The sequence below is a fragment of the Streptomyces sp. NPDC111507 genome, assembly GCF_055638955.1.
On the sequence record NZ_JBVKBU010000002.1, the window covers coordinates 929,883 to 956,499 of the forward strand.

Genomic DNA, 26,617 nt, shown 5'->3' on the forward strand with positions numbered 1-26,617 from the left:
ACTGCTCCTGATGTGTTCTGAGGAGTCGTGGTACGGACCGAGCAGGCCCTGCCACGTGCGGCTCGCGCCGCATGGTTCCTACGAAGGTGGGTGTCAGCCCTCGACCGTGATGCCCATGGAACGGGCGGTGCCGGCGATGATCTTCGACGCGGCGTCCAGGTCGTTGGCGTTGAGGTCGGGCATCTTCGTGGTGGCGATCTCGCGGACCTGCGCCTGGGTGATCTTGGCGACCTTGGTCTTGTGCGGCTCGCCGGAGCCCTTCTCGACACCCGCGGCCTTGAGGATCATCTTGGCGGCCGGCGGAGTCTTGGTGATGAAGGTGAAGGAGCGGTCTTCGTAGACCGTGATCTCCACCGGGATGACCCAACCGCGCTGCGACTCGGTCGCGGCGTTGTAGGCCTTGCAGAACTCCATGATGTTGACGCCGTGCTGGCCCAGCGCCGGGCCGACCGGCGGAGCCGGGTTGGCCGCGCCGGCCTGGATCTGGAGCTTGATAAGCCCCGTGACCTTCTTCTTCTTGGGAGGCATGTGCTCTCTCCGGGTCCTAGTGAGAGTTTTCAGCTTCCGCCCGGATCATCCGGATGGAGGCATACCGCACAACGATAACGGGTATCCATGCGGGGCCAAAAACCGAGCAGGTCAGACGGGCTGCGTGAGCCCGTCTGACCTGTTCGGAAGACGTACGTCCAGAAGCTGCTAGTTCTTCTGGATCTGGTCGAACGAAAGCTCGACCGGGGTCTCGCGACCGAAGATCTCCACCAGGCCCTTGACCTTCTTGGAGTCGGCGTTGATCTCGTTGATGGTCGCCTGCAGCGTGGCGAACGGGCCGTCCGTGACGGTGACCGAGTCGCCGACCTCGAAGTCCAGCACCTGGACCTCGACCTTGCGCTGCGGAGCGGGCTTGCCCTCGGCCTCGGCGGCCTCACGGGCGGCCTTCTCCTCGGCCTCCGGGGCGAGCATCTTGACGATCTCGTCCAGCGTCAGCGGGTACGGGTCGTAGGCGTTGCCCACGAAGCCGGTGACACCGGGAGTGTTGCGGACGACACCCCAGGACTCGTTCGTCAGGTCCATGCGGACCAGAACGTAGCCCGGGAGCTTGTTCTGCTTGATCGTCTTGCGCTCGCCGTTCTTGATCTGCGCGACCTCTTCCTGCGGCACCTCGGCCTGGAAGATGAAGTCCTCGACGTTCAGCGAGACGGCGCGCTGCTCGAGGTTGGTCTTCACGCGGTTCTCGTAACCGGCGTAGGTGTGGATGACGTACCACTCGCCGGGGAGCGTGCGCAGCTCCTCGCGCAGTGCGGTGACGGGGTCGACGGGTTCGGCCTCTTCTTCGGCCTCTTCCTCGTCGCCTTCCTCGGCGTCTACGGCGAGGGCCTCGTCGGGAACGTCCTCGTCCTCGACGTCCTCACCGGACTCGTCCTCGACGTGCAGGGCCGCTTCCTCGGCGGGCTCGCCGGTGGCGGCATCGGCAGCCTCGAACTCGTCCACGACGTCCGCGCCCTCGACGATGTCGAGCTCGTCGTCAACGGACTCGACCGACTCGCTGGCATCGTTCAGGTTCGGGTCAGACACGGTGGCTGCTTCTTCCTGGATACATGGGGGTGGAACGCGCGAAAGGGGCGCCGGTGACGGCGCCCTTCGCTCTCGGCTCAGCCGAAGACGTACTTGGCGGCGTGGTTGAGCCCATAGTCAATCACGGTCACCAGGCCAATCATGATGACGACGAAGACAATCACCACTGTGGTGTACGTCGTCAGCTGATTGCGAGTCGGCCAGACGACCTTGCGGAGTTCCGCGACGATCTGGCGGTAGAAAGTGGCAAGGCGCTTCAGCGGGCCCTTCTTGGCACGCTTACCGCCCTTGCGGGCCTTCTTCTGAGACTCGGGCGCCTCGGCATCAGGCATGTCGATGGAGCCCACGGCGTCCGTCACTCGTCCTCACCTGATTCCGGGTCGTGGCCGTGCCGCGCCCGGTTGAGCCGCACGGCGGTGCATTGCGGTACGTACATGCGCACACATCCTGGCGAAGGTGTGTGTAGCAGGGCCGGAGGGACTTGAACCCCCAACCGCTGGTTTTGGAGACCAGTGCTCTACCAATTGAGCTACGACCCTTTGTTTCCCCCAACGTACCGCATCCACCCGGATGCTCGGTGTGCATCGGATGAGTGCGGCCGGTGAAGGCCAACGAGGTGAGAGTGTACGTGGTCCGGGGCCGGTCGTCGAACAGAAAGTGTCCGTACGGGCTTTGTCCGCCGAAGATCGACCGGTGAGGGATCCGGATCCGGACGGTTGTTCTCTTGGTGTTCAGTCCGTGAAACCCGCGTGCCGGGGGAGTTTCCGGTCTGAAACGATGGGTGCCATGAGCCCTGCAACCCCTCCCACCGAGCGCCGGGTCTCCGCCCGAGTCGGCGCGATCTCCGAGTCCGCCACCCTCGCCGTGGACGCCAAGGCCAAGGCACTCAAGGCCGCTGGACGTCCGGTGATCGGTTTCGGCGCCGGTGAGCCCGACTTCCCGACCCCGGACTACATCGTCCAGGCCGCCATCGAGGCCTGCTCGAACCCCAAGTACCACCGCTACACGCCGGCCGGCGGGCTCCCCGAGCTGAAGGCCGCGATTGCCGCGAAGACCCTGCGCGACTCCGGCTACGAGGTGGAGGCCGCCCAGGTCCTGGTCACCAACGGTGGTAAGCAGGCCATCTACGAGGCCTTCGCCGCGATCCTCGACCCGGGCGACGAGGTCATCGTCCCGGCGCCCTACTGGACGACGTACCCGGAGTCGATCCGTCTCGCCGGCGGTGTCCCGGTCGAGGTCGTCGCCGACGAGACCACCGGCTACCGCGTCTCGGTCGAGCAGCTGGAGGCCGCCCGCACCGAGAACACCAAGGTGCTGCTCTTCGTCTCCCCGTCCAACCCGACGGGCGCGGTCTACAGCCGCGAGCAGATCGAGGAGATCGGCCGCTGGGCCGCCGAGAAGGGCCTGTGGGTCCTGACGGACGAGATCTACGAGCACCTGGTCTACGGGGACGCGGAATTCCACTCCCTCCCGGTGGTCGTCCCCGAGCTCGCCGACAAGTGCATCGTCGTGAACGGCGTCGCGAAGACGTACGCCATGACGGGCTGGCGCGTGGGCTGGGTCATCGGCCCGAAGGACGTCGTCAAGGCCGCGACCAACCTCCAGTCGCACGCCACCTCGAACGTGTCCAACGTCGCCCAGGTCGCCGCTCTCGCCGCCGTCTCCGGCGATCTGACGGCCGTCGCCGAGATGCGCGAGGCCTTCGACCGCCGCCGCAAGACCATCGTGCGGATGCTCAACGAGATCGACGGCGTGCTCTGCCCCGAGCCCGAGGGCGCCTTCTACGCGTACCCCTCGGTCAAGGCCCTCGTCGGCAAGGAGATCCGCGGCAAGCGCCCTCAGGACACGGTCGAGCTGGCCGCGCTCATCCTGGAGGAGGCCGAAGTCGCGGTCGTCCCGGGTGAGGCCTTCGGCACCCCGGGGTACCTGCGCCTGTCGTACGCCCTGGGTGACGAGGATCTCGTCGAGGGCGTCAGCCGGATCCAGAAGCTCCTGGCCGAGGCACGGGACTGACGTTTTCGCGCTCCACGCGTGTGTGCGGGCCGTTTCCCCCCGGGGGGAGACGGCCCGCTTCTTCGTGCGAGCAAGACCACTAACGAGGAAAGCGCTACCGACACGGCGGGAACGTACGGCAGGATCCTGGAATGGAGCGCGTACGTGATCTCTCTGAACTGCCGAAAGCCCATCTGCACCTGCACTTCACCGGTTCGATGCGGCCCACCACCGTGCTGGAGCTGGCCGACAAGTACGGCGTCCGGCTGCCCGAAGCCCTCACCGACGCCCTGACCAGCGGCGAACCGCCCCGGCTCAGGGCGACCGACGAGCGCGGCTGGTTCCGCTTCCAGCGGCTGTACGACGCGGCCCGGTCCTGCCTCAGAGAGCCCGAGGACATCCAGCGGCTGGTGCGCGAGGCCGCCGAGGAGGATCTGAAGGACGGCTCCGGCTGGCTGGAGATCCAGGTCGACCCGACCTCGTACGCGCCCCGGCTGGGCGGGCTCATCCCGGCCCTGGAGATCATCCTGGACGCGGTGGACTCGGCCGTGCGGGAGACCGGGCTCGGGATGCGCGTCCTGGTGGCCGCGAACCGCATGAAGCACCCGCTGGACGCCCGCACCCTGGCCCGGCTCGCCGTGCGCTACGCGGACCGCGGCGTCGTCGGCTTCGGGCTCTCCAACGACGAGCGGCGAGGCATGGCGCGGGACTTCGACCGGGCCTTCGCGATCGCGCGGGACGGCGGCCTGCTGTCCGCGCCGCACGGCGGCGAGCTGACCGGCCCCGCGTCGGTCCGCGACTGCCTGGACGACCTGCACGCCACCCGGATCGGGCACGGTGTGCGCGCCGCCGAGGACCCGCGGCTGCTGAAGCGGCTCGCGGACCGCGGCATCACCTGCGAGGTGTGCCCGGCGTCGAACGTCGCCCTGGGGGTCTACGAGAAGGCCGAGGACGTCCCCCTGCGCACCCTCTTCGAAGCCGGCGTCCCGATGGCCCTCGGCGCCGACGACCCCCTGCTGTTCGGCTCCCGGCTGGCCGCCCAGTACGAGCTGGCACGCCACCACCACGGCTTCACGGACGCGGAACTGGCCGAGCTGGCACGCCAGTCGGTGCGGGCCACGGCGGCCCCCAAGGACGTCAAGGAGAAGCTGCTGTCGGGCATCGACGACTGGCTGGCCGCCCCGGTCGCCTGAAGTGGGTGTACGGCGGATACGCCTGGAAGCCGATGTCCAGCTCGACGTGACGGCCTCGGGACGGCGGCAGGTGCGGGGTGAGGGAGGCGACGAGCACGTCCTGCCCCTTCGCGGCCCCCTTCCCACGCGGTCCGAACCCGGCCGCCACCTCCAGATGCGTGGCGGCCGAGGCGAAGGTGTCGCGGGCGCCGAGGAGGAAGAGGGTCCCCGCGTGTACGGCCGGATGGATCCGGTCCCGCGCGTCGAGGCGGTCCCAGCGCTGCTCCCAGCGCGCTTCCCAGGCGGCCGCGTGGGCGGCGGTGCGCTCCTCGTTCGTGCGCACGATGCGCGGGGTGCCACCGCGCAGCCGACGGCGCAGTTCGGGCCAGGCGGAGGCACGCAGGCCCGGCGACCGGTGGGCGAGGACGAGGTCGACCGGCACCCCGGGCACGTAGGTCCTGGGGATGCTCCGCCGCAGCGGGACGTACACGATCGTGTGCCGGGAGAACGCGGCGAACGAGAAGAGCGCGGCGAGGCGGGCGAGTCCGTCGTGGTCGCCCACGAGGTAGCCCCAGCCTTCGAAGGGGTCACTGAGCGTGGTGTGCCGCAGCAGCTGACGCGGCTGGACGACCCGGTAGGCGTGGGGGCCGACGCGCGGCGTGAACTCCGTGACGCTCAGCCGCACAAGGAGCGCCGCATGGCCGTGGGGGCTTGTCTCATCGGGCCAGGGTGACCGTCACGAGGGCTCGTCCGCAACGGAGATTCCGCCCAGCAGCGTGCGGGCGACCGACAGGGCGAACTCGTCCACGGGCGGCGGCTTGCCCTCCTCGCTGGAGTCGTAGGCGAAGGCGCGCTGGGCGCAGGCGCCCAGCAGAAGCGAGGCGGCCGCGTAGGTGTCGACCCCGGCGCGAACCCGGCCCGCGTCCTGTTCGGCGCGGAGGTAGGCGTCGAGACCCCGGATGGGCATGTGGGGGCCCGACCCCATGGAGCGCATCGACTCCTCGTGCCGGCGCTTGAGCTGCGTCTCCGCGTACAAGGAGGCCGCGATCGGAAAACTCTGCTCATAGAAGAGGGCCGCCTGGCGGGCGATCTCGGTGAGGTTCTCCAGGAGGGTGCCCCGGCCCGGCTCGGCCGCGAGGCCGGCCAGCAGCGGGGTCAGCTGGGGCAGGCGTTCTTTGAGCACCTTGACGAACAGTTCCTCCTTGCTCGGGAAGTACTTGTAGAGCGCTGCCTCCGAGCAGCCCGCGGCCTTGGCGATCTCCTTGGTCGTGGCACGGGCGAGGCCGATGGTGAGCATGAGCTCGTGCGCCGCGTCGAGGATGCGGATCCGGGCCGGTTTCTGCTGCATGGGCCCCAAGGATTCCATGGTCACCCCTGTCAGGCCTTGACGGGTGGGTGAGTGCTTACCCACTCTAGGAGCACGCAGAGGTGAGTGAATACTCACCCACCCGATCCGTCCAGGGGAATCACGTCATGAAACTCACCGTCTTCGGGGCCACCGGCGGCATCGGCCAGGAGATCGTCCGGCAGGCGCTGGACTCCGGCCACCAGGTCACGGCCGTCGTACGGGACCCGGCGCGGCTGACCGTCACGGGTGCGGGCCTGGAGGTGTTCCGCGCGGACCTCACGGACCCGCAGGCACTGCGCCCCGCGGTCGCGGACCGGGACGCCGTCCTCTCCGGGCTCGGCGCCCGCAGCCGCAAGGACGCCGGGATCGCCACCCGGCTGACCCGTACGGTGCTGGGCGCCATGGAGGCCGAGGGGGTGCGCCGACTGCTGGTGGTGAGCGCGGGGCCGGTCGGTCCCGACCCCGAGGGCGCGGCGTTCGCCGACCGCGCCGCGCGGGGCCTGATCTCGCTGATCCTGAAGGACGTCTACGCCGACCTGGCGGCCATGGAGGGCGAACTGGCCCGGAGCACGACCGACTGGACGGTCGTACGCCCGCCGCGCCTGCAGAACAAGCCGGTGACCGGCTCGTACCGGACGGTCGTCGGAGGCTTCCCGCTCAAGGGCCGGTTCATCGGGCGCGCCGACGTGGCGCACGCGATGCTGGCGATGGTCAACGACCCCGGAACGGTGAAGCAGGGCGTCGGAGTCGCGTACTAGATCGGCGTCGCGTACGGGAACTGGAGCCCTGCCCAGGGCCTGTCCGGCGGATCATGCCGCAGACGCGGGGCGATCCGCCGGACAGGTCCTAGAGCTCCACGCCCACCGTCACCGGCTCGTTGACGAGGGTGATCCCGAAGGCGTCGCGGACGCCTGCGACGACCTCGCGGGCCAGCGCGAGGAGGTCCTCGGTGGTGGCCCGGCCCCGGTTGGTGAGGGCCAGCGTGTGCTTGGTGGAGATCCGGGCGGGTCCGGAGCCGTAGCCCTTGGTGAAGCCGGACTTGTCGATCAGCCAGGCCGCGGAGGTCTTGGTGTGGCCTTCGCCCGCCGGGTACGCGGGCGGCGCGACGTCGGTGCCCAGCCGCTGCGCCACGCGCGCGTGGAACGCGGCGAAGTCCTCGTCCGTGAGGATCGGGTTGGTGAAGAACGACCCGGCCGACCAGGTGTCGTGGTCCTCGGGGTCGAGCACCATGCCCTTGCCGGAGCGCAGCTTCAGGACGGTCTCGCGGGCGGCGGCGAGCGGCACCCTGTCGCCGGGCTCGACCCCGAGGGAGCGCGCCGTCTCGGCGTACTTGATCGGCGCCGACAGCCCGTCCGCGTCCTCCAGCTCGAACCTGACGCGCAGCACGACATACCGCTCGGGGTCGGCCTTGAAACGGCTGTGGCGGTACGAGAAGGCGCAGTCGGCGTTGGCCAGGGTGACCGTCTCACGCGCCCTGCGGTCGTACGCGATCACTTCGGTGATGGTGGACGACACTTCCTGGCCGTACGCACCCACGTTCTGGATCGGGGTCGCGCCGGCGGAGCCGGGGATCCCGGCGAGGCACTCGACGCCGGCGAGCCCGGCCTCGACGGTGCGGGCGACCGCGTCGGTCCACACCTCGCCCGCCGCCAGCTCCAGCCTCGTACCGTCGAGGGCGAAGCCCGTGGTCGCGATGCGCAGGGCGGTCCCGGCGAAGCCCTGGTCACCGATGACCAGGTTCGATCCACCGCCGATGATCAGCAGCGGCGTACCGGTGTCGTCGGCCTCTCGGACGGCGGCGATCACCTCGGCGTCGGTCGTGGCGGTGATCAGCCGGGTCGCGGGACCCCCCAGCCGGAAGGTGGTCAGCGGGGCGAGCGGGGCGTCGTGGAGTTCCTGCACGGGCTCAAGAGTACGAGAAGGGCCCCGCCGGTCGAGGCGGGGCCGCTTCTGTGTGCGCACGGGATGGACCGATCAAGGGTTTGGATCCTGGGCCCTCCACCGGCGAGCGGTTGCTCTCCCACTCACCGCGAGGCGGATTCCCTTGCCTCAGCGTGAGGCGGATTCCAGAACCGGCGCCTGGGCCAGATCCTGCCCCTGGGGCGGCTTGGGGGCGACGACCCGGGTCTGAGCCGCACGCCGCGCCGTCGGGATGAGCAGCGCCGCGACGCCCGCCAGGGCGACCACCGCCGCGCCCACCACGAGCGCGGGCCGCAGACCGTCCACGAAGGTCTGCGCGGTCCCGTAGCCGCCCTGCGCGGAGAAGATCGAGGACATCACCGCGATGCCGAGCGCGCCGCCCACCTCACGCAGCGCGTTGTTGGCACCGGAGGCGATGCCCTGTTCCTGCGGACGGACGCTGGACATGACCAGGTTGGAGGCCGGGGCGAAGTACAGGGACATTCCGATGCCGCTGACGATCAGGGCGGGCAGCTGGGCGGCGTACGAGGCGTGGGCGGCGACCACGGTGGCGTAGTACGCGAGCCCGGCGGCCTGCAGGAAGAGCCCGGTGGCGACCACGGGACGCCCGCCGACGCGGTCGGAGAGGTACCCGGCGATCGGCGCGACGAGCATCGGCATCCCGGTCCAGGGCAGCATCCGCAGGCCGGCCTGGGTGGGCGAGTAGCCGAGGACGCCCTGCATGTACTGGCTGAGCAGGAAGATCGAGCCGAACATCCCGAGGAACATCAGCAGGCTCGCGGCGTTGATCCCGGCGAAGGCACGGGAGCGGAAGAGCCGCATCGGCAGCATCGGGTTCTTGGCGCGGATGCCGTGGAAGACGAAGCCGGTGAGCAGCGCGGCGCCGGCGAGCAGACCGGTCAGGACGATCGGACTGGTCCAGCCCTCGGCCGGCCCGCGGACCAGGCCGTACACGATCCCGAACAGACCGCCGCTGACGAGCAGGGTGCCGGTGATGTCGAGCGGGGCGCCGGTGCCGTGGGACTCGGCCAGCCGCAGTCGGGCGAGGGGCAGCAGGGCGAGGCCCAGCGGAACGTTCAGCCAGAAGATCCAGTGCCAGGAGACGTGTTCGGTGAGGCTGCCGCCGATGAGGGGCCCGGAAGCGACCGCGAGTCCGTTCACGGCGCCCCAGATCCCGTACGCCATGCCGCGCTTGGCGACCGGCACCGCGGCCGTCAGCAGGGTGAGCGTGAGCGGCATCATGATCGCCGCGCCGACGCCCTGGACCGCGCGGGCGGCGATCAGCGAGTCGAGGCCGGGCGCCATGGCGGCGGCCGCCGAGGCGCCGGTGAAGACGGAGAGACCGACGAGGAAGAGCCGACGACGGCCGAACCGGTCGCCGAGCGCCGCACCGAACATCAGCAGGACGGCGAAGGTGAGCGTGTAGGCGCTCACGGTCCATTCCAGGTCGTCCAGCGCTCCGCCGAGATCCTTGCGGATGGAGGGCAGTGCGGTGGTGACGACGAGATTGTCGAGAGCCGCCATGAATCCGGCGACGCTGGTGATGATGAGGGCCCAGGTGGCTCCCCCGCGACGTGCGGTCTGCTGTGACATCGCTCCCCCTAAGGGCGTTCGTCCCTATGGTTAGTTATTGATGACTAACTTTGACGGGCAGAAAAGGGCGCCGAGACCCGCTTCCCCGCCTTACCTACCTACTTCTCCAGCCGACCCTTGACCCGCGCCGACGGATACATCCCTTCCCAGACCTTGTGCTCGGGCGGAAAACCCATGGCCACCAGGCAGTTGACGAGCATGCCGTACGCCATGAAGGTCGTCGTGTCGTTCGGCTCGGCACCGAGCGGCAGATGAACCGTCTCCCACAGCCGCATCCAGTCGGCCCGTACGACCTCGCCGAGCTCACGATCACCGGCCCGCTCCGCGGCCGCGGTCGCGACGTACATCTGCATCTGCATCAGCAGCTGCTCGGGGTGCTCCGCGATCGCCTTGGTGTACGCGTTCGCCATGGAATGCAGGGCATCCTCGCCCTCCAGGCCCTTCGCGGCCTCCCCGAAGGTGCGGATGGTGTCCTCCATGCAACGGCGCGCCGCCGCCAGGAAGATCGCCCGCTTGCCGGGGAAGAGCCGGAAGAGATACGGCTGCGAGACACCCACGCGCTTGGCGATCGCCTCGGTGGAGGTGCCGTAGTACCCACCCCGGGCGAACTCCGCGATCGCCGCGCGGATGACGCTCTCGCGCCTCTCGTCTGCGCTCATCCTGACCATGCGATTAAGTTAGTGCCCAATCACTAACTAAGTCAAGCGGTAGCCGGGAGCCGCTTCGAGTGCCACGCACGACCAGGCACCCGGGCACGCACGGCAGGGGCCGTGGCGGTACGTCGCAAGCCCGTCGCTTACGTCCGGATCGAGCAGCGGTTCCCTTGCCCGGCCCACGTCTGATCCGGCGGCGACGGGCTCGACGCACCGGCACGGCCCCGACCCACCCACCGGCGGACAGCCGAACCGCGGCCGGCAGACAGCCGGATCTCGGACGACGGACAACCGGACCAGGGACGGACGAACCGGGTACGGACGAACCGGGTACGGCCAGGCGCGACCAGACGTACGTAAGGGGCGCCGACCAATAGCCGACGCCCCTTACCCGCTACTACCCTCGCCCTCCATGACGGCCATCAGGCCAGTCGAAATGACGGCATCAGGCCAGTCGAACGACCGCTCGCGACATGCCCAGGACCTTCTGCCCCGCGCTCATCGCGGTGAGGTCGACGCGGACCGTGTTGTCGTCCAGCTTGGCCGCGACCTTGCCGCTGACCTCGATGGTCGCTCCCTTGTCGTCGTTGGGGACGACGACGGGCTTGGTGAAGCGGACGCCGTAGTCCACGACCGCACCCGGGTCACCGACCCAGTCGGTGACGACACGGATCGCCTCGGCCATGGTGAACATGCCGTGCGCGATGACGTCGGGAAGACCGACCTCGACCGCGAACTTCTCGTTCCAGTGGATGGGGTTGAAGTCTCCGGAGGCGCCTGCGTACCGCACGAGCGTGGCGCGTGTCACGGGGAAGGTCCGGGCCGGCAGCTCGGCACCGACCTCGACGTCGTCATACGCGATCTTCGCCGTCATGCTCAGCCCTCCTCCGCCGCACGCGCCACGAGCTTGGTGACGGCCGTCACCACGTGCTCGCCCGCCTCGTCATGGACCTCACCGCGGATGTCCACGATGTCGTTGCCCGCCATGGACTTGATCGCCTCGATGGTCGAGGTGACCGTGAGCCGGTCGCCCGCGCGCACCGGACGGGTGTAGGCGAACTTCTGGTCACCATGCACCACACGGCTGTAGTCGAGACCCAGTTGGGGGTCCTGGACGACCTGCCCCGCGGCCTTGAAGGTGATCGCGAACACAAAGGTCGGTGGGGCGATCACATCGGAGTACCCGAGCGCCTTGGCGGCCTCCGGGTCCGTGTACGCCGGGTTGCTGTCCCCCACGGCCTCCGCGAACTCGCGGATCTTCTCCCGACCGACCTCATAGGGGTCGGTGGGCGGGTAGGACCGCCCCACGAAGGACTGGTCGAGCGCCATGGGCTCGGTACCTCCTGGTTTTCAGCCGGTGCAGCGATTCTCGGACCGATGCCCGTACGAGGACTGTCGGCGACTGCTCGACGATCACTCGCACGTCGGCACTCGGCCGGTGAACGACGCGAGGCCGCCCCCGTTACTGGGGACGGCCTCGTGTACGAGCCTGATTTATCGCGTTTCGCGGTGCGCGGTGTGCGCGTTGCAACGCGGGCAGTGCTTCTTCATCTCCAGTCGGTCCGGGTCGTTACGCCGGTTCTTCTTGGTGATGTAGTTCCGCTCCTTGCACTCCACGCAGGCCAGCGTGATCTTCGGGCGGACGTCGGTGGCAGCCACAGGAGTGCTCCTTGACGAACGGATGGGACATTAACGCATAGAAGAGTAGCCGATCGAAGGACCGACCCCACAATCGGCTACTGTCTGTAGCGGTGACCGGACTTGAACCGGTGACACAGCGATTATGAGCCGCTTGCTCTACCGACTGAGCTACACCGCTGTGATGCGATTGGTCCCCGCCTCGCGACGGGAACCCCTCACACCAGAGCCCCAATACGGAATCGAACCGTAGACCTTCTCCTTACCATGGAGACGCTCTACCGACTGAGCTATTGGGGCGAGCGATGAAGACATTACACGCTCGCCCGCCGATCGCCCAAATCCGTTTCGCGGCACCCGCCCCGGCCTGTTCCCGGCCGTTCGCCGCCGCGACTCCGGCCCCTTACGAAGGGTGCGTCACGGCCGCGACTCCGGCCGCTCACGCCCCACGGATCACGGGCACACAGCCCGGTCGGCAGCCCCCGGTCCCAGCCTCTCCGCCCCGCCGACCAGCGACTCCGTCCGGCCGTCCCGACTCGCGTGCCCGGCTCTCCTGTCCCGCTTTCTGTCCGTGCACGGACCACACCGGTACGACTATTGCGCTCCTCCCGGACGAGGAGGGCTCGCCACCCTAGGCTCGACTCACGCTGCGTGATCTTGCCCCTCACCGCCCACGACCTCGCCCCACCCCTCCACCTCCCACCCCTCCCACCCCTCCCCCCACTCCTCCACCCAGCCACCCCACACCCCCACCACCGAAGCGCCCGCCTCCCCGGTCGCCCCCCTCAACCGAAGCGCCCCACCTCCCCAGTCGCCCCTCCCCGCAGCCGCCCCCGAGCCCCAGGAGCGCGATGCCCGACAGTCAGCCGCAGCCACCCCACTCCTCGTCGGGACAGACCGACACCGCCACCCTGCTGCTGCGCGGAGCGCGGCTCACCGACGGCCGGACTGTGGACGTGCGGCTGGGCGGAGGGCGTATCGAGGTGGTCGGCACCGCCGGGAGCCTGGCGACACCCTCCTCCGGCTCGCGCGCCTCGAAGGTGGACCTCGACGGCTACCTGCTCCTGCCGGCCCCCGCCGAGCCCCACGCGCACGGCGACACGGCCCTGACGGCCGACGGCGACGGCCCCCTCTCGTACGACACCCAGGAGGTCCAGCGCCGGGCCACCGAGGCCGCGTTGCTGCAACTCGGGCACGGGGCGACGGCGTTGCGCTCGCACGTGCGCGTCGGCGACGTACAGGGTCTCGACGCGCTGACGGCGGTGCTCCAGGCGCGGCGGGCGCTGCGCGGGCTGGCCGAGCTGACGGCGGTGGCGATGCCGCGGGTGCTCACCGGGGTCGCCGGCGCCGACGGGCTCGCGATACTGCGGGACGCCGTGAAGATGGGCGCTTCGGTGGTGGGCGGCTGCCCGGACGCCGACCCGGATCCGACGGGGTACGTGGAGGCGGTCCTGGAACTCGCCTCGGAACACGGCTGCCCGGTCGACCTGCACACGGATGCCGCCGATCCCGCCCGGCTCGCCCGGCTCGCGGCGATGGCCGGCGGCCTGCGGTCCGGCGTGACACTCGGCCCGTGCGGCGGCCTCGGCCGGCTGCCGTCCGAGGTGGCCTCCAGGGCGGCCGACCAACTCGCCGCGGCGGGCGTGACCGTGGTGTGCCTGCCGCAGGGCGGCTGCGGGGGCGTGGACCGGCGCGGAACGGCTCCGGTACGGATGTTGCGGGCGGCCGGGGTACGGATCGCCGCTGGCAGCGGCGCCCTGCGGGACGTATCGAACCCGGTGGGCCGCGGCGACCCCCTGGAGGCCGCGTACCTGCTGGCCTCACGGCACGGTCTGCGCCCCGAGGACGCGTACGACGCCGTGAGCTCCGGCGCGCGGGCCGCCCTCGGGCTGCCCGAGGTACGCGTGGAAGCGGGTTTCCCGGCCGAGTTGCTCGCGGTGCGCGGGAACCGGCTGGCAGGGGCGCTGTCGCTCGCGTACAGCCGGATCGTGGTGCACCGGGGGCGCGTGGTCGCACGGACCAGCGCGGTGCGGGAGTACTGCAACTCGGCGGCAGCTGCGGGCCTGGACCTGCCCCGACAGGGACGCGGAGAGCCTTCCTAGCCACAACTGCCGTCCACCACCCCGCATGTTGTGCGCGCGGGGGCGCAACCGCAGCCCGAGCGCCCCCTGTTCACCACGCGGGCCGAGAGCACGACGACCACCGCCGCCGCGCGCCCCTGTGGACAACTCAAGAGACCCCTGAGTTGTCCACAGGGTCGTGCGGCGAACGGGTCCATCCGGGCGTACGGTCGGAAACATGCGCATTGTCATCGCTGGAGGTCATGGTCAGATCGCGCTGCGGCTGGAGCGACTGCTCGCCGCGCGCGGTGACGAGGTCGCGGGGATCATCCGCCGCGCCGAGCAGGGCGACGATCTGCGGGCGGCCGGTGCCGAGCCGGTCCTCTGTGATCTGGAGTCGGCTTCGGTGGAGGAGGTCGCCGCCCATCTGCAGGGCGCGGACGCGGCCGTCTTCGCGGCGGGCGCGGGCCCGGGCAGCGGTCCAGCCCGCAAGGAGACGGTGGACAGGGGCGCCGCCGTCCTGTTCGCCGACGCCGCGGAACGAGCGAGAGTACGGCGCCACGTCGTCGTGTCGGCCATGGGCGCGAACCCGGCGCACCCGGGCGACGACGTCTTCGACCTGTATCTGCGCGCCAAGGGCGAGGCCGACGAGTACGTACGCGGTCGTACGTCCCTGGAGTGGACGATCCTGCGCCCCGGATCGCTGATCGACGACGCCGGCACCGGCCTCGTACGCCTGGAGGCCTCGACCGGCCGCGGAGCGGTCTCGCGGGACGACGTCGCCGCGGTCCTGGCGGAGCTGGTGGAGACTCCTGCGACGGCCGGGCTGACCCTGGAGTTGATCAGCGGTTCGACGCCGATTTCGGTGGCGGTCAAATCGGTCGCGGGGAACTAGACGCCGACCGGACCAGGCCATTCACCGGCCCGCTCAGAACAACGGAAGCTGCCCGGGAAAGTCGGGCACGGAGTACCCGTCCAGCGTCGGCTGGGCCGCCCCCAGCTGCGCCGGCCGACGCGACCCAGGACACGAGACCAGCTCCCCGCTCCCCCGCGCACCAGGCGGATCATGCCGGGCGAACCGTCCCGCGACGACGGCGATCTCCCGACGGCACTCGGGGCAGTTCCTACGACGCGATGACATGAGATCAGTCTGCCCGGCGGGCAACCGCCGCACCGGCACCACCCGGCCCCTACCTCTACCCCGGCCCCGACCTCGGCCCCGGCCGCAAAAGGCGGTGCGGGCGGCCCCGATGGCAGCCCGGGCCTGTGGCCTCACGGCGATGGCATGCCAGCGTGATCCAGCCCCGTGAGGCTGACGGTGCGGGACACGTCGAGGTTCGCTCAACTGTGGGAGACGGCGAGGCCGTAGAAGGCGACCCGAGCACCCTTGGTGGTGCTGTCGGAGGACGACTGGTTGTACGAGCCGGCCTTGAAGTACTGCTTGTAGGCGTCGAACGACGACGGGATGGCGTAGTGCGTGGTGCTCCCGTTGACCGTCACGTCGATGGTGTGTCCGCCCGACACCGCGATGGTGTAGTTCCATGTCTTGCCGACCGATACGTGGCCGACGGTGTGCGGTGTCTGCCCTCCGGAGGGCGAGTTCTCCGTGCCGAGGACGATGTCACCGCTCGACCGGTAGTACAGCTCCAGCAGCGGTTTGGTGGACGAGCCTCCTGTGCCGAGGTGGATCTGCCCGACGCAGACGTTCGATGTGACGGACACGACACGCAGCGTCGCCTTCATTTGATGCGTGCCGCTGAGCGACCAGTTGGCGGCGGTGCCGTTGCGGTTCATCTCCCGCAGTTCGGAGCGGGCGTAGTTCGAGTTCGGCGTGGTGACGCCCTTCTCCGGTGCCCAGAAGGTCATCGCGCCGTCACGGGTGTCCGTGTAGAAATACGAGTCCTGGAACCCGTTGGCCCCCTGAAGCCGGGAGGACGGGATCGTCGCCGGTGAGCCGGGGGAGCCCACCGGCTCCTGAAGCTGCCATACCGACAGGTCGAAATTCCCACCGGGCGCGACGGACGGGTCCGCCATGGGTGAGGAGACGACGTTGGTACTGCGCCGGCCGCCGGCCACGCCCGAGGGGGCGGAAAGTGAACTGGCCGACGCGGCGGGAGCCGCGAGGGCCAGGCCGCCGGTGACGGCGGTGACGGTGGCCAGGGAGGTGAGCAGCGTACGCATGCGCATGGGGGGTGCCTTCCTGTCGGCTCGGTGGGCTCGGTTGGCGGGCGCGCGTATTTCTCAGCATGGAGCGTTCATGTACATGAACTTCATATGTCAACATGAACATTGAGTGCCGCGACAGTAGGGCTGTGGCGCGGTCACGTCAAGGCTGACGGCGGAGCAACGCATTCGTACTGATGCACCCGCTTCACCGGCCACGGAACGCCGCGCGCCGAGCCGGCGAATGCGCAGACCACGCAGGGGGGCGGAGGAACGCGTGGCGGGCGGAGCGAGGGACGCGTCGCCTCGGAGTCGGCCGCTGACCCAAGCCGTCGTCGCTGGGACCCTTTCAACGAGAGACCGTCCGGCAAACATGCAAACGACTCTTGGAGCCGCACAGCAGCGCCGCACAAGCTGCGGCTCGTGCTCTGGGGCTTCGTAGTCACGTGCGTCGTCGCCCCCACGCTCGCCAGCCATGGGGCTGGGGCGCACCACGCGTACGGACGCGCACAGGTTGCCGGTGGTGCCCTCTTTCCATGACGCCCGAGACCCCGCCCGCGTAACGCGTACCCATCGCCAACTACGTTTGCTGTCCCGGAACCTGACGGAGCGGAGACAGGAGTCAGACCGTTGACGATCTATCGAAGGATTGTCGATGACCTGTCGAAATCCGGCCTGCTCGCGGGGGTTTACTGGACAGTCGCGTCTGTCCACGCGGACAGCCGGACACGGTCGGCTGTGCCTGCTGTGGACAGTCGCAGCCGATAGTCGATAAGGAGCACGGCAATGCTGAAGAAGTCACTGGTGGCGATTCTGAGCGCTTCCGCCCTCGCGATAGGGGCGCTCGGACTGAGTGCCGAGTCCGCGTCTGCGGCTTCCACCTGGAAACTGAAGGCCACGTGCAGCTCGGTCAACATACGAGCGCACTCCAACACCAGCGCGAAGGTCACTGGCGTCGCTTACAAGGGCGACCTCATGAACGGCACGAAGGTGGACTACAAGGGCTACAAGGACATCAAGGTGGACAAGGCCTGGATCTACGGCAAGGTGGTGCGCAAGGACCACAAGGTCATCTACGGCTGGGCCGCGCTCAAGTGCTTCAACCCTTACGAGCAGTAGGGGAAACCTGCTCGGACGAGACCACGGCCTCCGACTGTTTCACCCGGTCGGAGGCCGTCTCCTGGCGGTGGGTGGGGGATCTGCATCTGAACCCACGGTGACTCGCACCACGACGGTTTTCAAGAGCCACCCCTGACCGCCGGGTTTGCGCGAGCCGGAATGGGCGCCGACAGCGTCCTGCTCTCCGCGGCCACCTGGGCCGTGGCGGGTGGCACGAACAAGTTCCGCCGCTTCCGGCACGCCCGGGCCACCGCGAGCGTGGCCGCCGGCCTGGACTCCCTGCCCGCCCCGATCGCCGCCCGCAACGCCGAGCCGGCCAACGAGGGCCTTGACCAGTGGCCCCGAGTCCAAGCTCAATGCCGTGGTCGTATGAGTCCAAGAGGCCGCCTACGCCGCCGACTTCGAGGTCCTCGACAAGATCGCACGCGCCGGCCGGTCGGTCGGCATCTGGCTGGTCGTCAGCCTCCAGTGACCGAGTGGACGAGCCTCTCCACCGACGTCCGCGCGGAAACGGGGTACGGGGAGGTCTGGGCAAAAGCTCGGGAAAATGTGCTCAGCGCGGCTGAGGTCGCTTCCCTGCTCGCGCGGCGGCCCAACGACCTGCGTCACACCGGGGTCTCCTTCCGGCTGAGCTCCGGCGTGGACCCGATGGGGTGCGCCCGGCGGGCAGGTCGGACGATCGCGGTGCTGTTCAGGGTCTACGCGAAGGTGCTCGCGCAGACCCAGGAGCGAGCCAACCGGCGGATAGGCGCTGCCCTGCGCGAGTGGAACGAGCCGGAGTGGCCGCCCGTCCGTCCCCTGGGGGACGCCTGGGGGGCGCCTGGGGGATGCAGGCTGATCAGGAGTGGGATCCGGGCGAGCCGGAGTGAGACGAGTCACCCCGTTTCGATTCCGATCGAAAGATCACGTTCAATAACGAAGAGACCCCCTCCGATCTACGTTTCCGCAGATCGGAGGGGGTCTACCTTCATGTGGCGGCGCCAGGATTCGAACCTGGGAAGGCTGAGCCGGCAGATTTACAGTCCCCCCAAGGTCACGCGCCAACGGTAGCCTTGACCTGCGGAAACAGTGCTGGTCACACCACGCTGGTAGTCAGCCGTCCACGTCTCGTCCAAATTCATGGCGGGACACCATGGGCGTCTTGTCTCTATGCTTCATACCCCCTGGGCCCGCTGTACGGACCGTCCCGCTGAACCGCGCTGTGGCGAGCATCCTGGTACTGGTCCTACGCAGACTCACCGAGTGAGGCGGGCCCGATGGTGGCCCTCACAAGCGCACCGAATGTCACCGCGCCCTCATAGTGGGAAAATCGATCCTTGTTGGGACACTTGCCTCATCTGCTACGAGTCGGTCCATTGCCATCTCTGACACGTCGTAGTCGACCCCCGGCAAAGAGTCGATGAATCCCAGCATCATCTTTTGCTGGAGGGGCTCATGCCCAAGAATGACGTGAAGCGCGACAAATCCAGGATCGAAGACATGAGCCTCTGATGCTGCCGCGAGAGTTTCAATCCTAGCAGCGCAGTCCGCCTCGTCCTGACAAGGTTCGAAGGAGCTGACCGCAAGGCACACTGCCCCCTTGCGACGGATATCCATTGACGCGTCCTGCGCGATTCTTCTCCACTCGCGGGAAAGCGCTGTGCGCAGACCCTTGGGCGTGCTAACGAAATCACCCGTACAAAGCGCTCTTCCTAGTTCGATTTGAGAATAATCCGCGATCCATTCTCGGAAGAGAACTGACGGAATGGCGGACAGCCAAACGGACGCATGCCTCTCTCGAAGAATATCATTAAGCCATGCCCCCGTCCCTGATGGAAGTCTCTTGACTCCGTTTACCCAAGTAAGATCAACATGGTTTGCGGATTCCAAAGCAAGCTCGGAGATCGCTTTCAGGGTTTCGGTCTCAGCGCTGAGCCACGCCCTCCTGTGATACATAGAAGCACTACTGAGCGCCATATCTGCCACATAAGACTTTGTGCGACTCGGCGGAGACAGTGACAATTCCTGCAATACGCCGTCCAGGTAATGAACAACACCTCCTGGAGGCGGCGTGTCGAACACTCTGCTGACATTCGCAGAGAAGGGCAAGAAATCAGCACCGCTGCGAACACTCTCCTTGAGGTTTGCAGCAAGACCACTCCATTCCATCGAGTCCTGCCAAGACTCCTCGATGCGCCGCCACGAGGCCAGATCCCCCACGTAGGATGCATTATCAAGTTGATCTCTAGGGGTTACGCCATCGCGCATATCCTGCAAGGCCGCTGCGATCGGCCACGGCAGGAACGAAGTACCCTTGAACGGTTCACATTGGGCCACATCAACCGCAAGCACGCTATCCATTAGAGAAGCTGGAGAGGGGGCGTCAGCAAAGGCTCTGACCGAATGCATCCAGTGATCGTTAGGGACTCCCGACAAGTCGAGGTCAGACCAAAGAGGGTGATCTCCGATTTTCGGAATTTCAAATGCCATCCTCAAGCCGCCGACCAACACAGACGACGAGTAATCTAGAGGAAGAGAAACTTGCTCAGAAAAGGAGATCAGTTTCGTAAGCCATGTGGGACCCACGCCGACCAGCAAGGCACGGGAAAACTGGCGCCGCCACCGAGCTGACAGAATGCTCTGGAACTGCCCAATCGGAACGTTCAGAAACTCGTCTGCTGAGAACCTCAACAGTTCCGCCGAAGAAAGCTCGAAAGCTAGCTCCAGGAACCTCCTTCTAGTTCTCTCGTCAGAATCCCCATAGATCGATTCAAGGGTTCTCTCTGCCCACTCATCGCCTTTGGACATTAGGCCAGCCAGGAATACGAGAAGGCTCTCAGTCACCTTCTTTCCCTCATGTAGCCAATTGTCGACTGCTGCCCTTGCTGTCTGTTGACCACTTTCGGAGAGCCCTGGAACGAGGCGCTCTACAGCGTTGACCGCGGGGATCCCAAACAGTTTCGCAGCCTGGTCTACTAGAACTGCTTCATGCTTGGGCGCTTTAACCATCCCGTCAGCCAGGATATCAACGGCAAGGCGCGACCCAAGAGCGAGGCGACGCGTGGAGGCAAGGGGGTTTCTGGCGTAGGTATTGAGTTCGGCAACAACGAAATTTACCGAGTCTCGAAGATGTCGCCTCTCAGTGAAGATCTTACCCACGGCGAAAAGGAATACATTTCGCCAGTGAGCGCTGGCGCTAATTAGGCCGAGCCGCTCTCGGACTTCTTCGTCGCTAGCTGACATCAACGCGTCAGCAGCCCAAAATTCCTGCAGCGAACGAATTTCAAACCCAACTTCATTCGCGCGAGATGGAACCAGAAATACGAGACGATCTGTTGCTGCAAGGCTGATCAACTCACTCAGCGACTCAAGTGCAGTCCCAGCATGGCCCTCTCCATCGAGACGTTGCCGAATTATGGTGCCGAATTCCTCAACTGAAATTCTAGACTCTGTGTCGCCGGATCGTTCGCTGCGAGTTTGGAGCAGCAGGCCTACATCTGCATGTATTGCGTCAATATCTGCACGATGGTCTCGCAGCAGATTCGTGGATGCCCCTTCTTTTTCAAGCTCTCGTTCGTAGATCACCCTGTAGTAGTCCTTGAACAGGGTATAGCGATCTTTTGGCGCTTTCCCCATACGGTCTAGCAGCACTGCCATAATTGTGACTTGAAGAGGGGACGACATTAGGCGCGCCGTCGATTCTTCATCTGCCGCTTGGTTCAATCGACCCATGAGCCTTGAGGTGCGCTCAGAATCAGCACCGTGCCGGGCAGTGGCCAACTTCTTCGCATAGTGGAGTGCCCGTTCTTTATCCAGCGATTTAAGCTCCAAATGCAAGAAGCGCGATGGGGAGAACTCTTCTGTATAGCCTTGCGGGCGAGTCGTAGCGATAACCATTACATCGGCCGATACTTCCTCAACATCCATGAGGAATTCATTAACAGCCGTAAGGACTTGATCCCTGTTACTTGAGGCAGGCACCTCATCGAGGCCATCCAGTAGCAGCAGCCATGGAAAAGTTGCTAGCCACTCACGAAGGTCCTGCGGTGCAATGATGACATCTGCCGCATCTGATGCCCTGGAGGCGATGAACTGTAGCAACGACTTAGAACTGCCCCGTGCCAATTCATCCGCAAGCTGCGTCAGCGGCACCTTAACGGGCCACCGATGCGAATTAGGAGTGAGACCTTCACGCGCTGCCTGGTTAGTGATCAGCTCCACAGCTTGAGCCACTTCGGCGCTACGCCCTACAGACGAACCAGCAATCAGACGCGCCCGATAAATCTGGCAAAGGAATTGACTTACTGTACTCTTCCCTTGCCCTGGTCCCCCAACGAGGACATAGCGTCCATGTCCTGCTTTTTTGTTTCCTGACGTGTGGGTTGAGAACTTACCATCACAGGTGCTGATCAGCTTTCGCAGCACATTGGAGGCGTTGGGATTACCCCTACCAGGGGGGCCAATGGGAAGGTCGATGAAGACCTCGGCCAGAGGAATTTTTAGGTCATCGGCGGATCCAGCCTGGTCAAGGTTTACGTGAAGATCCCGAACAAGCTCTCGCGCTAGGTACCGCTGAAGTCCCTTACCAATTGCCTTCTTGCGTTCCGAAACTTGTGAGTAGAGTTCAGCCAGAACATCTCCGGGAAGGATCCACGCTGCGTAACTGGTGCGAATCTCTGTGTTTTTTTCCAGCAGACGGTTGATTGTCTCGCCGTGCCAGACATACCACTCCTTAATGCCTAGATCCTTGCAGTGTGCTTTGAGTTCCTTATCGACGCGGTCAATTCCCCCGGTGCGAGCTACGCCAGACAGGGTGACATTAGTGACAAAAATCAAACAATCCGGCTTCTTGGTCCTCTTAGGGGATTCTTTCCAATCCTTTAGCTCACTTCGAATCTGACCGATGAGCCAGGTCGCATCCTTCTGCGGCGTCGTCTGATTCTCACAATACTTGGCTTGGATAACACCGTATCCGTCAACGGTTGGCCCATCCTTGCCCAACGTGACAGTGCCGTCGAAGGTCGCCTCACGCCCGCCATCAGGACCGGGTCCAAAAATGGTCAAGGCTGAGCCGATTTCGGCAATCGCGAGCGTCTGAGTGAGGTTCTCGAACTCGCGGGGACCTAGCTTGGAGAGATCAAACTTCATGACCCCAAGTATGGCGAGATCCTGGGTCCAGCCGCTGGATCTTTGAGAAAGTCCAGTCCACAACTTCGGGGACAAGCGACGATGCTCTGCGGAATCAACCGTTCCCCCATCGGCCGCTGGGCGAGTCATGGTAGGCGACCGTGTGATGGAGCCTCCGAAGGCGTGTGCACATGCTTGAAGCTCAGAGGCGTTGCGTGCCGGCGAGTCAAGCGGTATACGGAAGCCGCGCAGGGGCGGCACAAGATCCGTAAAGCCGTGCCCCGTCGGCTGCGCCGCTCGCTGAGCCAGCCATCCAGAGACCCTCGGGCCGCCATTCACTGCCGCGCCCTCACGAACAGTTCGAACATACGTGAAGCGTTGCGCAAGGTAGTAGTGCCGGAGTCACCCCCAAGATCGCTTGATCACATCCCATCTGACCAGGCCCTTTATCTGCCACAGACGCATGCGTACCCAATCCCGTCCACATGTCGTCCTGATCTCGAAAGTTCGCGGGGGCTTTCGAACCCAGCTACGACGGAGGCAGCATGCCCCTTGCCCACTACGCTGGTATGCACCACCTGAGAACGGAGAGTGCTCCACGGATGGGACCGAAGACGACGAAGGTCTACGAGACGATTCGCGATCGTCTCGCTTCTGGCGAGTACGCCCCCGGCGACAAGTTCCCCTCGGAGCGCGCGCTCGTGGAAGAGCTCGGCATCGGTCGTACCGCGCTGCGGCAAGTGCTGGCCCGACTTGTGTCCGAGGGCTCCTTGGAGGTTCGGGGTCGGAGTTCGTACCGAGTACCCGGGGCTGTGAGTGTACAGACGCCCGAAGGGTTGGAGCCCTGGCGCATCCATGGCGAGCGGGACGTGTACGACAACCGATGGGTCAAACTCCAACTCTGGGACGTCGAACCGCCCGGGGTGAAGCGCTTTGAGCACCATGTGGTGAAGCTCCACCATGTCGCCATCACTGCGGTTCTGGACGACCAGGACCGCGTACTCATGATGTGGCGGTACCGGTTCGTCCCGCAGCAGTGGGGGTGGGAACTCCCCGGAGGCATCGTGGACGAAGGTGAAGACCCGGCTGATACGGCGCTGCGGGAAGTCGTGGAAGAGACCGGCTGGCGCCCGAACTCGGTGGAACACGTCGTCACGTATCAACCCATGGTCGGCATGGTCGACTCGCCCCACGAGATCTTCGTAGGCCAGGGAGCCGAACAGGTCGGTTCACCGACGGACCTCGAAGAGGCGGGGCACATCGAGTGGGTGCCCCTGGCCGACGTTCCCGGGCTCATGGCGCGCGGTGAACTCATGGGATCCGGCACCCTCGTTGCCCTGCTGCACATCCTGGCGAACCGTGGCAAGCAGGGGGTTACAGCCGCGCACTGAGAAGGTCGACGCGGCGCCGCTGGCGTACAGAACTGGTGCGGCTCGCCATGAGCCGCGCTTGCCTCAGGTGAGTGTTCGCGTCGTCGTACTCGGCTCGCGCCAGGTGAGCTTGCGCGAGGTCGGTGTGCAGGCCAGCCTGCGCGCGTACAAAGGTCGGGTCCACCACGTCCAACGCGTCGTACAGGCTGGTCACGGCGTCATTGTCGCCCAACAGCGCAAGGATGTTGCCACGCCACCGGGCGAGGTGGGCGCCGTTCAAGAAGATGCTCAGCATGTCGGGGTCTCGGTCGCCGGGACCCGGCGGGATGCTCGCCACTGCGGCATCGAGGGCACGCCGACAGTCGTCAGGCATTCCAGCGTGAGCACACAATTCCGCCTCCGCCGCGTACAGCCATGCCCGGAGGCGCGGTGATCCGGCCTGGCCAAGGGTGCGTTGCGCGTCACGGACCAGGTCGACGCCAAACGACGGCCGGCCAGCCTCGCACAGTACGTACGCCTGCTCTGCCATCGCATGCGCGAGGTACATCGGAGCCTCAGCGTCGCGCGCGGCTCGCTTCGCAAGTTCGTAGTGCCGCCAAGCCCTCTCGACGGCTCCCGAGTCAATCGCCTGCCACGCCGCGAGGGTGGACGCCCCCGCGAGCGCGAGCGCCACGGGCCGCCGGGCATTCGGGAGCACCGCAAAGTTCAGCGCGTCTTCTAGGGCGCTGAGGTGCCCCGCCATCTGGTCCACGAGACTGGACGCGCCCCTCTGTCGGTCCATGGTTCGCAGTATCTCGGTCTGGTCGTTGAACGCCTTCACCATGGACTGGCTGACGCTGCTGGCTGAATCGATCCTGCTCAGCAGTTCGTCGTATCCGTCGGCAACCGACGGAGGAAGCGTGAGCGGTCCGCCCCTCAACTCTGCGTCTGTGATGCCGAGGAGCTGCCGCAGGATCGCCGCGTAGCGATCCGAGATGTTGCGCTTGCCGTTCTCCCACTCGGACACGTACACCCGCAAACTCGCAGTCGACGCAACGTCGGTGACGTGTCGTCGGGCGTACTGCTCGATCTCGCGAACCAGTCGCTCCTGAGACCAGCCTCGCGCCGTTCGCGCGCTCCGCAGTCCTGTGCTCACGGCCACCGTCCGGCGATAGATCCATCCACTGACCTTCCCAGCATGCCTCACATCGCCGCAGGTCAACAGGGGTTAACAGGACGGGAGTTAAGGCCTGTTGGCTACCGACTCCCCTCCTGAACGGGTCTTCTGGAGATGCACCGAGGTGGGCAACCAGCGCTCGAACGGGCAGAGTCTCTTGACTCTGGTGCGCACCAGATGTTTACCTACTGGTGCGCACCAGATGGCGGAGTTGCCTCCGTATCGGTGTGCGCCCCGGAGCGGCAACTCCGGGGCGCTGTTCGGGCCGTTCATCTGCGAGAGGAGCACGACCCAATGAGTCACATCGTGACTGTTCAGGACGCTGTTACCGCGTTCGCCCCCTGGCTGGAGCCCACGGAAGCGGAGCTGGACGCAATCGAGCTGGAGATGCCGCTCATCAGGGCGGAAGTCGAGCTGTTGGACGCACAGATCAGCCTGCTGGACCGGCCGGTCACGGAGGTGGACACGCGTCGGGTGCGGCGGGCCCGGCGCAAGGTGCTGGCCGCCTGGCTTGCGGTGACGAACCAGAGCGCCGCGGTCTCCGAGGTGGCCGCGTGAGCGCCGGGACCATGGCCGCGCAGGTGGCCACGCTGACGTGCCTGGCCGGCATCGCGGTCAGCCACCCGAACCTCCCCGGCGCCTACATCACCGCGAGCCAGCACGTCCCGAACGAGCTGAGCGTGCAGCTCCCCAGTCCCAGCGCCGTGGAGTCGTGGCGCGAAGCGCTGGACGTCCCCGCTGACTGCGTCGTCGCCGACCGGATCGGTGACCGGCCGTCGCTGGAGTTCGACGCGACGGTCTACCGGGTCAAGTTCCACGTGTACGCCACGTACGAGCCGGCGACGGTGGAAGCGGGTGCGGCATGAGCGCCGCGGCCCACGTCGACGCACGCTCGACGGGCGTCGAGCCGGCGTTGACGCCCGTCGGCGTGGAGCGCGCCATCACCGCCCTGGCAAGCGTGCTGACGGTGGTACTGACCGCGGTGGCGTTCTGGCTCTCCTACGAGCACTTGCAGGAAGTCGCCGCCGCACACGGCATGGCGGAAGCGGTCGCCCGTTCGTGGGCCTGGCCGGCAACGGTGGATCTGTTCATCGTGATCGGTGAGCTTCTGATCCTGCGCGCCTCACTCGCCCACCGCGTCGACTGGTGGGCAATCGGCCTGGTCACCGCAGGTGACGGCGCCTCCATCGGGCTGAACGTGGCCGGTGTCGGCCAGGATGCGAACGCCCTCAACTACGTCGTCGCCGCAGTCCCTCCGGTCGCCGCACTGCTGGCGTTCGGCGCGCTGATGCGGCAGGTACACGCCTACCTCGCCCGCCGCGCGATGACGGGCGTCAACGCCCCGCCGCCGGGCGTCGAAGCACCGTCGACGCCCGTCACAATCAGCGTCGACCGCCCAACGGCCACGCTCCCCGTGGAGCCCGCCGGCGGTGCGGAGTCGGTGCCGGAGCTCCCGGCGCCCGCCGCGGAGACCGAGCCCGCGTCGACGCCCGTCGCCGTGGAAGCGGCTCCCGTCATCGCGACGTCGACGGCCGTCGACCTCTGCACCCCCGTGGTCTACCCGAACCGGGTCGATCAGTTGGTGCGAGCCCTGTACGGGACCGACTTCACCCAGCCGAGCACCGCCCGCATGACGCAGGCGATGACGGCCGCGGGGTTGGGGGCGTCGGAGTCGACGGCCCGCACCGCGCGGGGTCGGGTCAAGGCGCGTGAGCCGTACCTGACCGACTTCCCCACCGCGATCGCCGGCTGAGT

The 26,617-nt window shown here is 66.8% G+C and carries 25 protein-coding genes, 3 tRNA genes and 2 pseudogenes; 11 read left to right on the forward strand and 19 right to left on the reverse strand.

Going from position 1 to position 26,617, the window contains the following annotated elements; translation table 11 throughout:
- Positions 1-93: 93 nt before the first annotated feature.
- From rplK to ACZ7M2_RS11730, 4 genes are all read right to left on the reverse strand, one after another.
- Complete coding sequence (gene rplK / locus ACZ7M2_RS11715) at positions 94-528, reverse strand: 50S ribosomal protein L11 (protein ID WP_030359033.1); 435 nt, start codon at positions 526-528, stop codon at positions 94-96.
- Between the two features lie 168 nt (positions 529-696).
- Complete coding sequence (gene nusG / locus ACZ7M2_RS11720; RefSeq protein ID WP_075028541.1) at positions 697-1,572, reverse strand: transcription termination/antitermination protein NusG; 876 nt, start codon at positions 1,570-1,572, stop codon at positions 697-699.
- A 77-nt stretch (positions 1,573-1,649) separates the two neighbouring features.
- Positions 1,650-1,931: a preprotein translocase subunit SecE gene (gene secE, locus ACZ7M2_RS11725; RefSeq protein ID WP_067367170.1), complete on the reverse strand. Its 282-nt coding sequence runs from the start codon at positions 1,929-1,931 to the stop codon at positions 1,650-1,652.
- 107 nt (positions 1,932-2,038) lie between these two features.
- Positions 2,039-2,111: transfer RNA gene (locus tag ACZ7M2_RS11730), tRNA-Trp, on the reverse strand.
- A 247-nt stretch (positions 2,112-2,358) separates the two neighbouring features.
- On the opposite strand from ACZ7M2_RS11730, the gene ACZ7M2_RS11735 reads away from it, so the two are divergent.
- Together ACZ7M2_RS11735 and ACZ7M2_RS11740 are read left to right on the forward strand one after the other, a co-directional pair.
- Positions 2,359-3,585, forward strand: a complete 1,227-nt coding sequence (locus ACZ7M2_RS11735; protein ID WP_099921157.1) for a pyridoxal phosphate-dependent aminotransferase — start codon at positions 2,359-2,361, stop codon at positions 3,583-3,585.
- Between the two features lie 131 nt (positions 3,586-3,716).
- Complete coding sequence (locus ACZ7M2_RS11740) at positions 3,717-4,757, forward strand: adenosine deaminase (RefSeq protein ID WP_351302474.1); 1,041 nt, start codon at positions 3,717-3,719, stop codon at positions 4,755-4,757.
- Here the strand turns inward: ACZ7M2_RS11740 and ACZ7M2_RS11745 are convergent.
- On the reverse strand, positions 4,702-5,421 hold the full coding sequence (locus tag ACZ7M2_RS11745; RefSeq protein WP_471595066.1) for a hypothetical protein: 720 nt from the start codon (positions 5,419-5,421) through the stop codon (positions 4,702-4,704). The two genes, ACZ7M2_RS11740 and ACZ7M2_RS11745, sit on opposite strands and share 56 nt — an antisense overlap.
- Positions 5,422-5,472: 51 nt before the next feature.
- On the reverse strand, positions 5,473-6,084 hold the full coding sequence (locus tag ACZ7M2_RS11750) for a TetR/AcrR family transcriptional regulator (protein WP_471595067.1): 612 nt from the start codon (positions 6,082-6,084) through the stop codon (positions 5,473-5,475).
- 125 nt (positions 6,085-6,209) lie between these two features.
- Here ACZ7M2_RS11750 and ACZ7M2_RS11755 point away from each other — a divergent pair, with 125 nt between their 5' ends.
- Complete coding sequence (locus ACZ7M2_RS11755; RefSeq protein WP_471595068.1) at positions 6,210-6,842, forward strand: NAD(P)-dependent oxidoreductase; 633 nt, start codon at positions 6,210-6,212, stop codon at positions 6,840-6,842.
- 88 nt (positions 6,843-6,930) lie between these two features.
- Here the strand turns inward: ACZ7M2_RS11755 and ACZ7M2_RS11760 are convergent, their stop codons facing one another.
- The 8 genes from ACZ7M2_RS11760 to ACZ7M2_RS11795 all read right to left on the reverse strand — a co-directional run bounded on the left by ACZ7M2_RS11760 (position 6,931) and on the right by ACZ7M2_RS11795 (position 12,188).
- A complete protein-coding gene (locus ACZ7M2_RS11760; RefSeq protein WP_471595069.1) occupies positions 6,931-7,986 on the reverse strand; it encodes a UDP-N-acetylmuramate dehydrogenase in 1,056 nt (351 codons plus the stop codon).
- 147 nt (positions 7,987-8,133) lie between these two features.
- The gene (locus ACZ7M2_RS11765; RefSeq protein WP_471595070.1) at positions 8,134-9,597 is read right to left on the reverse strand and encodes a DHA2 family efflux MFS transporter permease subunit; all 1,464 of its coding nucleotides are present in this window, start codon (positions 9,595-9,597) and stop codon (positions 8,134-8,136) included.
- A gap of 98 nt (positions 9,598-9,695) precedes the next feature.
- The gene (locus ACZ7M2_RS11770; protein WP_352046398.1) at positions 9,696-10,265 is read right to left on the reverse strand and encodes a TetR/AcrR family transcriptional regulator; all 570 of its coding nucleotides are present in this window, start codon (positions 10,263-10,265) and stop codon (positions 9,696-9,698) included.
- A gap of 430 nt (positions 10,266-10,695) precedes the next feature.
- A complete protein-coding gene (locus ACZ7M2_RS11775; RefSeq protein ID WP_352046397.1) occupies positions 10,696-11,124 on the reverse strand; it encodes a MaoC family dehydratase in 429 nt (142 codons plus the stop codon).
- A gap of 2 nt (positions 11,125-11,126) precedes the next feature.
- The gene (locus ACZ7M2_RS11780) at positions 11,127-11,579 is read right to left on the reverse strand and encodes an FAS1-like dehydratase domain-containing protein (protein WP_471595071.1); all 453 of its coding nucleotides are present in this window, start codon (positions 11,577-11,579) and stop codon (positions 11,127-11,129) included.
- A gap of 165 nt (positions 11,580-11,744) precedes the next feature.
- Positions 11,745-11,909 (reverse strand): 50S ribosomal protein L33, encoded by a 165-nt coding sequence (gene rpmG, locus ACZ7M2_RS11785; RefSeq protein ID WP_004571794.1) that lies wholly within the window; start codon positions 11,907-11,909, stop codon positions 11,745-11,747.
- An 87-nt stretch (positions 11,910-11,996) separates the two neighbouring features.
- Positions 11,997-12,069: transfer RNA gene (locus ACZ7M2_RS11790), tRNA-Met, on the reverse strand.
- 46 nt (positions 12,070-12,115) lie between these two features.
- A tRNA-Thr gene (locus tag ACZ7M2_RS11795) sits at positions 12,116-12,188 on the reverse strand.
- Between the two features lie 551 nt (positions 12,189-12,739).
- Here ACZ7M2_RS11795 and ACZ7M2_RS11800 point away from each other — a divergent pair.
- Both ACZ7M2_RS11800 and ACZ7M2_RS11805 read left to right on the forward strand, forming a co-directional pair.
- Positions 12,740-13,990 (forward strand): amidohydrolase family protein, encoded by a 1,251-nt coding sequence (locus ACZ7M2_RS11800; RefSeq protein ID WP_471595072.1) that lies wholly within the window; start codon positions 12,740-12,742, stop codon positions 13,988-13,990.
- 196 nt (positions 13,991-14,186) lie between these two features.
- The gene (locus ACZ7M2_RS11805; RefSeq protein WP_471595073.1) at positions 14,187-14,843 is read left to right on the forward strand and encodes an NAD(P)H-binding protein; all 657 of its coding nucleotides are present in this window, start codon (positions 14,187-14,189) and stop codon (positions 14,841-14,843) included.
- A 33-nt stretch (positions 14,844-14,876) separates the two neighbouring features.
- On the opposite strand, the gene ACZ7M2_RS11810 is transcribed toward ACZ7M2_RS11805, so the two are convergent.
- Entirely contained in the window at positions 14,877-15,089 is a 213-nt protein-coding gene (locus ACZ7M2_RS11810) for a hypothetical protein (protein WP_060901523.1), read from the reverse strand.
- A 200-nt stretch (positions 15,090-15,289) separates the two neighbouring features.
- Entirely contained in the window at positions 15,290-16,135 is an 846-nt protein-coding gene (locus ACZ7M2_RS11815; RefSeq protein ID WP_471595074.1) for a polysaccharide lyase family 7 protein, read from the reverse strand.
- A gap of 762 nt (positions 16,136-16,897) precedes the next feature.
- Between ACZ7M2_RS11815 and ACZ7M2_RS11820 the strand changes: the two genes are divergently transcribed.
- Positions 16,898-17,230 (forward strand): hypothetical protein, encoded by a 333-nt coding sequence (locus ACZ7M2_RS11820; RefSeq protein ID WP_352046393.1) that lies wholly within the window; start codon positions 16,898-16,900, stop codon positions 17,228-17,230.
- Positions 17,231-17,737: 507 nt separating this feature from the next.
- Positions 17,738-18,010 (forward strand): annotated as a pseudogene (locus ACZ7M2_RS11825) (site-specific integrase); the annotation flags it as partial.
- A 504-nt stretch (positions 18,011-18,514) separates the two neighbouring features.
- On the opposite strand, the gene ACZ7M2_RS11830 reads toward ACZ7M2_RS11825, so the two are convergent.
- Together ACZ7M2_RS11830 and ACZ7M2_RS11835 are read right to left on the reverse strand one after the other, a co-directional pair.
- Positions 18,515-22,357 (reverse strand): NACHT domain-containing protein, encoded by a 3,843-nt coding sequence (locus ACZ7M2_RS11830; protein WP_471595075.1) that lies wholly within the window; start codon positions 22,355-22,357, stop codon positions 18,515-18,517.
- A 205-nt stretch (positions 22,358-22,562) separates the two neighbouring features.
- Positions 22,563-22,738: pseudogene (locus ACZ7M2_RS11835) on the reverse strand (GNAT family N-acetyltransferase); the annotation flags it as partial.
- Positions 22,739-22,938: 200 nt separating this feature from the next.
- Here ACZ7M2_RS11835 and ACZ7M2_RS11840 point away from each other — a divergent pair.
- Positions 22,939-23,727, forward strand: a complete 789-nt coding sequence (locus ACZ7M2_RS11840; protein ID WP_471595076.1) for an NUDIX domain-containing protein — start codon at positions 22,939-22,941, stop codon at positions 23,725-23,727.
- On the opposite strand, the gene ACZ7M2_RS11845 is transcribed toward ACZ7M2_RS11840, so the two are convergent.
- Entirely contained in the window at positions 23,711-24,718 is a 1,008-nt protein-coding gene (locus tag ACZ7M2_RS11845) for an XRE family transcriptional regulator (protein WP_471595234.1), read from the reverse strand. The genes ACZ7M2_RS11840 and ACZ7M2_RS11845 overlap by 17 nt on opposite strands.
- 438 nt (positions 24,719-25,156) lie before the next feature.
- On the opposite strand from ACZ7M2_RS11845, the gene ACZ7M2_RS11850 reads away from it, so the two are divergent.
- Genes ACZ7M2_RS11850 through ACZ7M2_RS11860 form a run of 3 tightly spaced genes read left to right on the forward strand, consistent with a single transcriptional unit; the run spans position 25,157 to position 26,615 of the window.
- A complete protein-coding gene (locus ACZ7M2_RS11850) occupies positions 25,157-25,420 on the forward strand; it encodes a DUF6284 family protein (protein ID WP_471595077.1) in 264 nt (87 codons plus the stop codon).
- The gene (locus tag ACZ7M2_RS11855) at positions 25,417-25,728 is read left to right on the forward strand and encodes a hypothetical protein (protein ID WP_471595078.1); all 312 of its coding nucleotides are present in this window, start codon (positions 25,417-25,419) and stop codon (positions 25,726-25,728) included. Before ACZ7M2_RS11850 ends, ACZ7M2_RS11855 begins: the two co-directional genes overlap by 4 nt.
- On the forward strand, positions 25,725-26,615 hold the full coding sequence (locus ACZ7M2_RS11860; protein ID WP_471595079.1) for a DUF2637 domain-containing protein: 891 nt from the start codon (positions 25,725-25,727) through the stop codon (positions 26,613-26,615). Before ACZ7M2_RS11855 ends, ACZ7M2_RS11860 begins: the two co-directional genes overlap by 4 nt.
- Positions 26,616-26,617 lie beyond the last annotated feature (2 nt).